Genomic DNA, 12,429 nt, shown 5'->3' with positions numbered 1-12,429 from the left:
CTGCCGCATCGCCGCCTGGGTCGAACGCCTGCCGAAAAAAGCCTTTCCCAAAGCCGTGCTCGACTGGTCAAAGCCCTTGCCGCCCGAGCAATGGCAACACCCCAGCACCGAACTGATTGAACAGAGCGAGGCCGTGCGCAAGACACTGCGCAGAGGGCTGACGGTGTTCGATCATTTCAGTGCGCAACCGAGAACTGAAGAACAATCACGTCCAATCACCGAATCCGAAAATTAGTAACAACACGTTACCCCAGCAACGGCAAACGATAATCCCTCTTATTCAAACTGCACGAGGCTGATAAGCTTGCACGCCCTGATTTTCACCTCTTTTCGGGATGTGTATGGCTACGCGGCTTCGTCTGTCTCTTGCGCTGCTCACGACTCTGGTCGTGAGCGCGTGCGATGACGCCCCGCGTTTCACGCATGCCGAACCGGGCGAGGCGTTGTCGGGCGGCAGTGCTACCGTCAAAAAGAGTGACCAGAATGCGTTTTCCCTACCGTCGGCCAATCTGTCGCCGGTGCGTCGTCTGGATTTCAGCGTGGGCAACAGTTTCTTTCGCAGCCCTTGGGTCATTGCGCCTTCGACCACCACGGCCCGTGACGGACTGGGGCCGTTGTTCAATACCAATGCGTGTCAGAACTGCCACATCAAGGATGGTCGAGGCCACCCGCCTGAAGCAGGAGACAACAATGCCGTGTCGATGCTGGTCAGGCTGTCGATTCCTGACGATCCTGCCTTTGCCGACCTGATACAGCGCAATGGTGTGCTGCCCGAACCGAACTACGGCGGGCAGCTGCAAGACATGGCAAACCCGGGCGTCACGCCGGAAGGCAAGGTTCGCGTGGAATACGATGCACTCACGGTCAAGTTTCGGGACGGCACCGCGGTCAAGTTGCGCCAGCCAACCTTGCGTATCACCCAATTGGGCTACGGCCCTATGCACCCCGACACCCATGTTTCGGCAAGAATTGCGCCGCCCATGATCGGCCTCGGTTTGCTGGAGGCGATTCCTGATGAGGCCGTTCTCGCCAACGCCGACCCTGACGACAAGAATGGCGACGGCATCTCGGGGCGGGCCAACTGGGTCTGGGACGACGCGCAGCAAAAAGTCGTCATGGGGCGTTTTGGCTGGAAAGCCGGACAACCCAACCTCAATCAGCAGAATGTGCACGCGTTCTCTGGTGACATGGGACTGACCACCAGTCTGCGCCGTTTCGACGATTGCACGCCCACCCAAAGCGATTGTCTGGCGGCACCGAACGGTAATGGTCCGGACGGCGAGCCAGAAGTCAGCGATAACATTTTGCGTCTGGTCGAGTTCTACACGCGTAATCTTGGTGTTCCGGCGCGGCGTAACGTGGACGACCCGCAAGTGCTGGCCGGCAAGAGTCTGTTTTTCCAGGCGGGTTGCCAACAGTGCCATGTTCCGTCTTTCAAGACTCGGGCAGACGCCGCCGAGCCTGAACTCGCCAACCAGGAGATTCGGCCCTATACCGACCTGCTGCTGCATGACATGGGCGACGGACTTGCCGATAATCGCACCGAGTTTCAGGCGACTGGCCGCGAGTGGCGCACCCCTCCACTCTGGGGGCTCGGCCTGACCGCTGCGGTCAACGGCCATACGCAAATGCTGCACGACGGTCGCGCCCGCAACGCCATGGAGGCGATACTCTGGCACGGCGGCGAAGCCCAGGCGGCACAGCGACAGGTATTGGCGTTCAACGCCGAACAGCGCAAAGCGTTGTTGGCCTTTCTGAATTCATTGTGACTTTTCTCTTTTCACGCATAAGGAGCCGGACATGTTCCGACCCAAGTTGTTGCTGACCAGCCTTGCGGCGCTCGCCTTGGGTGCCTGTTCGCCATCCGACCCTCAGGCCGTCACGTCTGCCGCCATTGCCAAACAGGTGATTCTGCCGACCTACAGCCGCTGGGTGGATGCCGACCGTCAATTGGCAAGCAGTGCACTGGCGTTCTGTCAGGGCAAGACTGATCTGGCAACGGCACGTGCCGATTTCCTTAAAGCGCAGAAAACCTGGGCTGAATTGCAACCGTTGCTGATTGGCCCGCTGGCCGAGGGCAATCGCGCATGGCAGGTGCAGTTCTGGCCGGACAAGAAGAATCTGGTCGGACGTCAGGTCGAGCAACTGGTCACCGCGCAGCCGCAGATCAATGCCGAAGAGCTGTCCAAGGCCAGTGTTGTGGTCCAGGGCTTGTCCGCTTACGAATACATTCTGTTCGACGCTGAAATCGACATGGCCAACGCCGAACAGAAGGCCCGTTACTGCCCACTGCTGATGGCCATTGGTGATCGTCAGAAAACCCTGGCTGAAGAAATTCTCAGCCGCTGGAACAGCAACGACGGCATGCTTGCGCAGCTCAGCAAATTCCCGAATCAGCGTTACGCCGACTCTCATGAAGCCATTGCCGAACTGCTGCGGGTCCAGGTAACGGCGCTGGACAGCCTGAAGAAAAAGCTCGGTACGCCATTGGGTCGTCAAAGCAAGGGCCAGCCGCAGCCATTCCAGGCCGATGCATGGCGCAGTAAAGCGTCGCTCAGCAGCCTTGAAGCCAGTCTGGCGAGCGCCGAAGCCGTGTGGGCCGGGGTCGATAACAAAGGCCTGCGCAGCCTGTTGCCCGCCGAGCAGAAACCGCTGGCTGACAAAATCGATGCGGCTTACGCTGCCAGCCGCAAATTGCTGACAGAACTCAAGCCGCCACTGGCTGACTTGCTGGCGACCGAAGCCGGACGCCAGCAACTCAACGCGTTCTACGACAGCCTGAACGTGGTCCATCGTCTGCACGAAGGCGAACTGGCCAAGGCGTTGGGCATTCAGTTGGGTTTCAACGCCAACGACGGCGATTGATCGAGAGGATAAAGTGATGTTCCGACGTCAGGTCCTGGCCGTTGGCAGTCTGTTGCTCAGCGCTTTTACGCTGGGTGGCTGGACCCTGTTCAAGCAGAAGGATCAGGGGCCGCTGCTGTTGTCTGCCCGTGACGATGCAGAAGGCCGGCATTTCGCCGTCGGTTATCGACTGGACGGTACGCAGGTGTTCGCCACTCAGGTCGGCCAGCGCTGCCACGACATCATCAATCACCCTTCCCTGCCGTTGGCGGTGTTCATTGCACGTCGACCGGGTACCGAAAGCTACCTGCTCGACCTCCGCGACGGGAGCCTGCTGCAGACCATCACCTCTCGACCTGATCGGCATTTCTATGGCCATGCTGTCATCCACCGCGACGGTGAATGGTTATACGCCACCGAAAACGATACCCGCGATCCGGGTCGCGGGCTGTTGGGTGTGTATCGATTCGTCGATGAACGACTGGTGCATTCGGCCGAGATCCCCACTCACGGGATCGGTCCTCATCAGGTGTCATGGATGCCGGACGGCGAAACCCTCGTGGTCGCCAATGGAGGCATTCGTACCGAGGCGGAAAGCCGCGTCGAGATGAACCTCAATGCAATGCAGCCCAGTCTTGTGATGATGCAGCGCGACGGCACACTGCTGAGCAAGGAAACCCTCGCCCAGCAGATGAACAGCGTGCGACACATGGGTATTGCCAGCGACGGCACCATTGTTTCCGGACAGCAATTCATGGGGGACTCACACGAGTTGTCCGAGCTGCTGGCTATCAAGCGCCCAGGACAGCCGTTCCAGCCATTTCCGGTCGCAGAAGAGCAACTGCGCGCCATGAATCACTACACCGCCAGTGTCGCGTTACACAGCGACCTGCGTCTGGTCGCGCTCACCGCACCTAGAGGCAATCGGTTCTTTATCTGGGACCTGGACAGCGGCGCCGTGAAGCTCGATGCGCCGTTACCCGACTGTGCCGGCGTCGGTGCTGTGGCTGACGGCTTTGTCGTGACCTCAGGCCAGGGCCGCTGCCGCTTCTACGATTGCCGCACACCGGAACTGCTGGCCAGGCCGCTGGACCTGCCAACCGGTTTCTGGGACAACCATTTGCATCTGGTCTAAGCGCAGCGCCCCTGATCGGCAATGGCCCGGATGCCTTCAACGGCATCGCTGAGCTGGGCGACGATTCGGTTGCCGACATCCTTGTCATCACCCCCCATGCGCTGCCTGCGAACGAACGCCTGCTTGATCGCTTCCCAGCGAGTGAATTGCTCTTCGGTCAGCCGTCCGCACAGCTCGGTCAGCTTGAGAAGGTTTTCCTCGGCACCCTGGGTGAGCAGTTGTGACTCGCCACGGTAATGATCTGAAACCAACTGGTTGATCTCGGCGTCGTTCATGACCGCCGATACTTTCTCCGCCAGCCTGTTCATGTTGCGATAACTGCCCTGAAGACGAAACGGTGGTTCTGTTCGGTACTCATCCGCTTGAGAGGCACTGTCGATGTAAGCCGCGTTGACGCGCAGCAACACCTCCCGGATCGTCATCAGGCGGCGGATTGTTTCAGTCAGTTCGGTGATTTCTGCACCACTGTACTCATGGCTCAGATCGCCGGTGCTGAATGCCTTTCCCTGGGCATTCCCGGCCAACAGGTAAAAGTCCTGCATATCTCGATTGGCCAGAGGGGCCAGGACCGGATTGGACGTCATACAGTTTTCGAGATAACTCAAGGCAAAAGTGTTTTCGTTGCCGCCCGATACTTCACCGAGATTGTGGACATCGGCGCGGTTGACCAGCATATCGGGGATCCTGAACAGCTCGCCCGATTCCGTGTAAGGGTTACCCGCCATTACGATGCAAAACTTCTTGCCACGCAGGTCACAGGTTCGGGGCTGACCTTTCCAGACGCTTTCGACGCGCCGGGAACCGTCGCACAACGAAATGAATTTCTGAAGAAACTCGGGTGAAAGGTGCTGGATATCATCGATCAACAGGCAGACGTTGTTGCCCATTTCAAGCGCCAGATTGAGTTTTTCAAGCTCCATGCGCGCAGGCCCGTCCACCGCCTGCGCAGGATCCAGAGACCTCGTGCGATGGCCCAACGCAGGCCCGTTGATCTTGACCAGCGCCATGCCCAATTGAAATGCAACGTATTCGATCAATGAGGTCTTGCCGTAACCGGGCGGAGAAATGAGCATCAGCAGGCCCATCAAATCACTGCGCTTGCCCTCTCCGGCGGTCCCTATCTGCTTGGCCAGATTGTCGGCGATCAGCGGCAGGTAGACGTCGTTGATCAGCTGATTGCGAACGAAGGAGGTCAGCGGGCGGGCCTGCAGGTCGTTGATGCGCAATACCTCGCGCTCATGATGCAGGACCGATTGGCGCCATGACTGATAACGGTGCATCCGAGGTATGAAAACCTCCCGGTGCGTGCGCAGGCGCGTGAAGAAATCATCCAGCGAGAATGCAAGGGAACCCGCGTCGAGTGTCGGATGCTCTCCCAGAAGGCCGTCAACCTGTACGTTCAAACCAAACGTGTTGACCCGTAGCGTCGGTTTGCCAGCGAAGCGCAGTAACAGCAAGGCTGTCGCTTCCGGCGCAAAGTGGGCAAGCGCTTTCTGTCTGGAGCCGTGACAGACGCCCATCACCCAGTGCCCGATGAGCGACCATTGCGCTCGAAGGTCGTTTGCCATTGCCTGCACCGTATCGGCCAGTTCCACTCCACACTCGCCGGCCTCCAGACGCTGTTCCAGGGAACCGAGAATGTCCCAGCCATGTCCGCTGATTTCAAAAACCGGGCGGTCCTGGGTCAGAACCTGCGCAAGGTACTCGGCGCTTTCGGACACGACCTGGGGCGAAACCGTCAGGCCCGTAGCCACCGCGAAAGACTCCAGCGTCAGCGCCATATCCCTGCGAACTTCGATCATGCCATCAGGGTGATTGAACAACCTGAGAACCGTTGAACAGGACCGGGCACGGCGCTGCAAGTCCATCATCCTGGCTTCGAATGTTCCCGGCAGGTGCCAGGCAATCAACGCGAACGCTCTTGCCGATGGACTGAAATGCAACAGACCGGCCGCAGCCATGCACGGCATCACCTGCTGGAGTATCAATGCTGCGTCGTGATCGTGAACGCCTTTCACATAGCCTTGTTTATAGAGTGGTGTGCAGAATTGACGGATGTGATGCTGCAGTTGCTCAAACGTCATCTGCGACAGGTCGATACCCGACTGCGCCGCAGCCTCAAGCACCTCTGCGGCGAGGTATTCGCTTCGATAGACGCTGTCGGACTCGGACTCCAGGCTGGCTTGAAAGCAGGAGCGAAACGATGCAATGACTTCGTCGTCGAGCCGCTCATAAAAATCAGTGCCGGTGATATGCAACCAGAGATGCTCGCCTCGGGGCAAAAGGGTCAAGTCCAGTGCCTGGGTGTTGATACTGAATAGATATCTGGCCCCCAACTTCAAGAGCTTACCGCTGGCATCGAACAGATCGGCCTTGTCCCGCTGCTCCCTTACGGCCTGATCGCGTGCAGCCTTGAGGCGTGCTTCGATGTCGTCAGACTTGACACTGTCCTCAAGGGTTCGCAGACGATCGGAAAGCTCGCGCAGCTTGAGCACCTGCGGGTCAGTGCTGAAAAAACTGTTCAGTCTGTCGATGTCCAGACACCCCGAAAGACGGCGCGGCAGGCTGTCCAGAATACGACTGGCCGCCTCATACAGCCCTTGCGTCTGACGCTGCCGGGCATTGATCAGCGTCTGTCGGTGCTGTTCGAACGCCTCCAGTACCTCATCACGCTTGCCCATGACATCGCTCAGAAAAGACTCATGCTCACCAAAGCGGCTTTCCAGTTCGTCCAGTTGAATCAGCAATTTCGCCAGTTGCTCATCACATGCCTGGGGACTGTCAGCCAGCGACAGGGCGTGGGTGAGGCTTTGGCCAATCAGCTGAAACTGCGCAGCGAATTGCGCAGTGGACTCGGACGAGACCAGCGCCCTGCGACGGGATCCAGCATGTGCCATGGACTGATTCATGCGCGCATACACGTTCGAGATGGACTCGATAATGCCGATGCGCTGCGTCGCATCCTCGATGCCCAGCGAGCTCGCAAGCCCTGACAACAGGTCCAGCGCGGTCGCCATTCTTGCAAGGCTTTCCAGTGGCGGCTCCAGTTCGAATACCGATGACGCAGCCTGAACCTGACGATCAAGTTCGTCCAGTTGCAGGCTATAGGGCAAGAGAGCTTCGGCCTGACACATGAAATCGGCAGCATCGCCAGCGGTACGTCCAAACTCGGCCAGCAGACTCTGCTCCATCTCTTCGATGGCGGCCAGGTCGATGTAGCGTTGTTCCTTGAGGGTCACGAGCTGGCCGCGCAAGCCAGTGATCGAATCCAGCCGGGCGACAAAACCCTGGATATCCTCGCAACGACTCAGGCGCAATTGGCTGGCGAGCGAAACATGACGCTGTCGCGCCTCCTGCATCAAGCGGGTGGAGTGAGCCCGCAGGTGCTCGACTTTCTCGAACTCATCAGCAATCGAGCTGCCGGTATCCGCAATACTGCGCAATATCGCTGCCAGCGAAGCCGTGCTTTCATGGATCAACCAGTGATACTTGTCGAACATAAGCGCGACCTGCCGTGCCAGTGCGCTGAAACGAGTGGCAGTGGCGCTGGCAGCAAGAGACTCTCTGGCAAGGTCGTACAGATCGGAAATGCCGCGGACCAGTTCGGCATTGCCGATCCGACCGAGAAATGAATGGCTCGACGGCTGACCGGTTGTATGATCCTCGGTGAAGAAAGGGGTCTGCCATACCTGTACAGGATGGTTGCGGGCAGGTTCGACCTCAGCCGAGAAAATCACCATGCGCCCATCTTCGAGGTGCGCGTGACCATGACCGAATACGGGCGTCAGCAACTGACGTCGGATGGTGTTGTAAGTGAACAGGGCCGAACGCCCCTCAACCGTATCATGAAAGATGTACAGAAAATCCTCACCGTTGGGCGAGCGCAGCAGACGCTTGAAAAGCATGCCCTGCATCGCAGATTCGAACAGCCTGTGCTCACCACTCTGAAGATAGAGCCCTCCGGGAAATACAATGCCGTGATCATCGGGAAGCCGCTGACACGCCAGGCCAATCGCATCGATCCGGGTCAGCGCAAGCGTCTTCAGATTACAGACCAGATAGCGGCACTGCTCTTCCTTGTAAGGCCGGACACTCAAAAGGATCAGGTTACCCAGTCTGGCGAAGGCTACTTGTAAATCAGGTAGCGACTGGTTTTTTTCGGCCAGCCTCTCACGGTACAACTCAAGCCCTGCTTCTGACGGGCTTGCGCCCCTGACAATCAGTTCGCCGTTGTCCAGATGGATATGGATGCTGTCCAGGATAACAATACGGGGCATCTGATCGTTGACGATCATTTCACGCCCTGCCTGAGTCCATTCAAAATCGTAAGGCGGCACGTTGACGATATCGCGCTCCCCACGATTATCGAGATAGCGTACCTCGTTGCCCGACGCGCTCATCGCCCAGCGGAAAACCCGGATATCCGTGAGACGTTCGCCGAATTGAAAAATGGCCAGCAACCGGTTTTCAGAGACGGACAGTTCCAGCAGCCGGGCATCTCGGTAATAGGTATAGAGCTCTTCGAAATCCTTGCGAAACACCGGGTCGGCCAACCAGGTGCCGTCCGGATCGACAGAGTGGGTCTCATAACCCTGCTCGCCCTCGCTCAGGCGGAACAGCGCAAACACATCCTCGATTCGGGCTGCCACATTGAGCCCGAGCGACACGTTGTAGCCGAACAAAAGGTCGGGACCGACACGCACGATGCCCCTTGGAATGCAGTTGTTTTCCGTGCGCAACCGAGCTCGTCCCAATACTTCCATCGAGCTGCACCCAAACTCTTCAAGCCTTTGGGCGTTGAGCGTGTCGACCTGTCGAGACAGGCTGTTACCCTGCTCTTGCAAGCGTTTGAGCAATACCTCATAGGCCCCGCTTTCAGTGACCTCCGTGTTCGACGCTTCCTGAGTCGGGTTTTCAAGCTGATCTTGGGACATGGGTCAATCCGGATGGGCAGGTCATGAAGACGCGCCCGGCAAATGAACCGGGCGGTGGCATGGGCATTACTGAGCGTCGGGGCGGCGGTCGGAAGATCTTTCAGTGGCCACTCTGGAAAGCATCCCGAGCCCGGTCTGAATAACCTGAGCGGCAAGCGGACTGCTCTGATTCAAACCTTCGATGGCTTTGCCAACCGAGAGGGATTTCACGAAGGCATCGAATACGCCGTTATCTCCTCCGCCCACGAACTGGATGCTGGCCTTGCTCATGGCAGCGGACAGCACCTCGGCCTGTTGCTCGGCAATCTTCTCGTTGGCCGCGATGCCTGCCATGGTGATGTCGAACTGGTTCTGCAGAGCCAGACGGAACTCTTCGTGCTCGCGGGCACCGCCCGTCAATTTCTGCATTGCTTCGAATTTCTCGGTCAGACCCGCCGCTTCGGCCTCGAAACGCTTCTGAAGAACCTCGGCTTCGGCAGCCCCAACGTCCTGTATGGTCGCTGCCCTGGACTCGCCGATCGCCTTGTCGCCCTCGGCCTGAGACAACAGACGCTGCTTCAATACGGCCGCTTCCGCCAATCCCTCACGCTCGATGGCTTCAGCGATCTGTATCCGGACCTCGGCATCGGACTCACCAACGGCACGATCACCTTCTGCCTGAGACAACAGACGCTGCTTCAGCACCAGCGCTTCGGCCTGCCCTTCACGCTCGGCGGCCTCTGCGATCTGCATGCGGACCTCGGCCTCTGCCAGCCCGGACGCAGCCTTCTCGGCACGTACACCTTCGGCTCGCTTGATAGCAGCCTGCGATTCGCGTTCGGCCTTGCGCAAATCGGCATCGGCCAGTGTCACCAGTTCCTTGGCGCGGTATTCCGACACCACCGTATCCGCTTCGGCCTGTTTGACCAGGCACACCAGATCGCGCTCGGCCTGCGCCTGGGCTTCAGTGACGACCACGGTCTTCTTGCGGTCCGCATCGGCGACCATACGTAACGTTGTGATGGCCTCCTCTTCCTGGGCGACGGTCTTCTCGACGATGACGCGTTCGCGAGTGACGCTGGCGATCTCCCCACGCTTTTCTTCAAGCTGACGATCCCGCTCGATTCGACTCAGCGACACTTCGCGCTCGCGATCGACCTGCGCCAGAGCCTGGGCGCGAATGACGGTTTCCTTCTCGAGCATGACGACGCGCTCGCTGTTCTGGTTCGCGACATCCACTTCACGCTGATGATTGACCGCAGCGACATCAATCCGCTGCGCGGCGGCGATGCGTGCTTCCTCGGCCCGCAAATGCTCTTCGGACTGGATCTTGAGTGTCTCGGCTTCCTCACGGGCGATCACCGATGCGATTTCGCGTTTCTGCCGCGCCTGGGCATCGGCTTCCTGACGCTCCAGCGCCAGACTTGCTTCGATGGTTTCGACGTTCTTCTTCTGAATCTTCAGCGCCTGATCACGTTCCAGTTCGTTGGTGATAACGTTGTGGACGGAAGTCAGTTCGGTAATCTTCCGGATGCCCTCGGCATCGAGAATGTTGTCGCGGTCGAGGTCCACCTTGGGCGTTTGCTCAAGGAAGTCGATGGCCACGTCCTCGAGCACGTATCCGGACAGATCCTGACCTATCACATTGACGATCTCATCGCGAAAACGGACGCGATCCTCGAACAGTTCAACGAAATCGAATTGTTTGCCGACTGTCTTCAGTGCTTCGGAAAACTTGGCGTTGAACAGCTCATTGACGGCCGACTTGTCCGAGGCGCGCTGAACGCCGATGGCCTTGGCCACTTTGAGCACGTCTTCACGGGTTTCGTTGACCCGCAGGAAAAAAGCGACGGTGATATCGGCGCGCATGTTGTCCCGGCAGATAAGCCCGCCCTTGCCCTTTCGATCGATTTCCAGCGTGATGACACTGATCTGCATTTTCTCCATGAAATAGAGATAAGGCAGCACCATGGCGCCGGTGAAATAGACCTTGGGGCGACTCGACAGGTCATTGACAATCAACGCCGTGCCCTGGGGAACCTTGACGTAAAAGGTCTTGATCAATAGTGCCAAAGCGACCAAAGCAAGAATTGCGACGCAGAGGATGACGAGAAATGGCATGGCCATGTCCAGCATGCTGTATTACTCCATAACGGGCTCAGCCCTTGAATTCCGACTCGCTGACGACGAGATAGGCATGCTCGTCTGCGAGGTATTGAAGAAGCACCACCCGGTCATTGCGTTTGATTTCGGGGGTGCCGAAGGTACGAACCTGAAGCAGCAGTCCTGCACCGCCATCGCTCATCAGCGCGCGTCCACTTTTGCCGGTCACGGTCTGGCTGGTGACGACCGCCACCTGTCCACAAATAGGCGTCGGCTCCGGCCCTCTGATCTTTCTGACGAGAGGCTTGAAAAGGCGAAGGGTGACCAGCGTAAAGATCGAAGCGGCCACGAGGGCCAACAGCCCACTGACAAATCCGAGGGGGTAGTAGAAAAAGCCCAGTGACAACTGGTCGATCAAAAGCAGGTGGCCGAGGTAGCTGATCAGCCAGCCGGAAAGACTGATCAGTGTCAGGATGATGGAAGCAGGCACCCCGGAGAGCCCGAGGCGGGCAACCAGACCTTTACCCGACTCGGCACTGGCGCTGTCGAAGGCCGAAACAGCCTGCATGTCGATATCGGCCGAACCGCCATCAAGAACGCCCAGGCATACCATCAGCCAATAGAACACGGTTATCGCCAGCAACAGGCTGAATATCACCACCGGGAACGACAACGCTGTTTCGATGAAATGGTACATCTCGACATCCTTTCGAATCAGGCGCACTGCTGCTGGCGACTGGTCTTGATTCTCTGCAATACGGTTTGCGCGCTGAAGTTGTCCACTGTGATCCCGGCGTCCAGCAATCGCTGTTCAAGATCGGCATCGGCAAGGCTCGACTCCTCCTGAACCTGCCGGCGGGCCTCTGTCTCCAACTGACGTTGTTGGAGATCGTTCAATGCATCAGTGGCACTTTGCAGCCTGTTGGCCGACTCCTCATGGGATACCGTCCAGCCGCCATGGGCCTGCTGCACGAACTCGGTGGTCCGCACCATTTCGACCTGCTGCCGGAGTGCCCAAAGCTTCTGTTCACTGACGCGCAGACTCTCGCTCAGGCTGCTGGCGGCAGTGGCATAGCCTTGAGCGATACAGGCATCCTCTTCCATCCGTTTTTCCAGCAGGCCAATCTGTGATGCAACTGCCAGGGCGGCAGCTTCATCATCAGCCTCGAGGGCTGCCTCGGCATCGAGAATCAGAGAAGCGACCTGTGCGCGCGCCTGAGCCACCTTTCGCGTTGCATGAAGATTCCTGGCCATCAGGCCTGCGAGGCTGGAACGGCTGGCATCGAGGTGTTGTTCGGCGTTGCGGATTTCCTTGTCGAGGATGTGCAACGTCTGCCGGGCCGCAACGCTACTCGACGCTTCGTTTGCTCCGCCCTGCAAGGCAGTCACTATTTTCGTCCAGATACCGGCCATGCCATTTTTCCTTGGGCGTAT

The 12,429-nt window shown here is 58.4% G+C and carries 7 protein-coding genes and 1 pseudogene; 4 read left to right on the top strand and 4 right to left on the bottom strand.

All coding sequences use genetic code 11. From position 1 onward, the window contains the following. The 4 genes and pseudogenes from KDX39_RS21465 to KDX39_RS21450 all read left to right on the top strand — a co-directional run. Nucleotides 1–235, top strand: a pseudogene (locus KDX39_RS21465) (hypothetical protein); the annotation flags it as partial. Nucleotides 236–341: 106 nt separating this feature from the next. Further along, nucleotides 342–1,769, top strand: a complete 1,428-nt coding sequence (locus KDX39_RS21460; protein WP_231661721.1) for a di-heme oxidoreductase family protein — start codon at nucleotides 342–344, stop codon at nucleotides 1,767–1,769. Between the two features lie 31 nt (nucleotides 1,770–1,800). After that, nucleotides 1,801–2,865, top strand: coding sequence for an imelysin family protein (locus KDX39_RS21455; protein ID WP_099226266.1), 1,065 nt, complete (start codon nucleotides 1,801–1,803; stop codon nucleotides 2,863–2,865). A 16-nt stretch (nucleotides 2,866–2,881) separates the two neighbouring features. Further along, nucleotides 2,882–3,979 (top strand): DUF1513 domain-containing protein, encoded by a 1,098-nt coding sequence (locus KDX39_RS21450; RefSeq protein WP_231661720.1) that lies wholly within the window; start codon nucleotides 2,882–2,884, stop codon nucleotides 3,977–3,979. Here KDX39_RS21450 and KDX39_RS21445 read toward each other — a convergent pair. The 4 genes from KDX39_RS21445 to KDX39_RS21430 form a co-directional block, all read right to left on the bottom strand. Further along, the gene (locus KDX39_RS21445) at nucleotides 3,976–8,913 is read right to left on the bottom strand and encodes a DNA repair ATPase (protein ID WP_231661719.1); all 4,938 of its coding nucleotides are present in this window, start codon (nucleotides 8,911–8,913) and stop codon (nucleotides 3,976–3,978) included. The two genes, KDX39_RS21450 and KDX39_RS21445, sit on opposite strands and share 4 nt — an antisense overlap. Before the next feature lie 66 nt (nucleotides 8,914–8,979). Beyond that, on the bottom strand, nucleotides 8,980–11,028 hold the full coding sequence (locus tag KDX39_RS21440; protein ID WP_231661718.1) for a hypothetical protein: 2,049 nt from the start codon (nucleotides 11,026–11,028) through the stop codon (nucleotides 8,980–8,982). Between the two features lie 22 nt (nucleotides 11,029–11,050). Beyond that, nucleotides 11,051–11,692, bottom strand: a complete 642-nt coding sequence (locus KDX39_RS21435) for a hypothetical protein (protein ID WP_099226270.1) — start codon at nucleotides 11,690–11,692, stop codon at nucleotides 11,051–11,053. Between the two features lie 17 nt (nucleotides 11,693–11,709). After that, nucleotides 11,710–12,408 carry a PspA/IM30 family protein gene (locus KDX39_RS21430; protein ID WP_231661717.1) on the bottom strand — a complete coding sequence of 233 codons (699 nt, stop codon included), beginning with the start codon at nucleotides 12,406–12,408 and terminating at the stop codon, nucleotides 11,710–11,712. Nucleotides 12,409–12,429: the final 21 nt, after the last annotated feature.

Origin of the sequence: Pseudomonas sp. CDFA 610, assembly GCF_021147865.1 — a bacterium.
Taxonomy (GTDB): domain Bacteria; phylum Pseudomonadota; class Gammaproteobacteria; order Pseudomonadales; family Pseudomonadaceae; genus Aquipseudomonas; species Aquipseudomonas alliivorans.
Note: the sequence above shows the minus strand (reverse complement) of the source record. Positions and strands in the feature narration are given on the sequence as shown.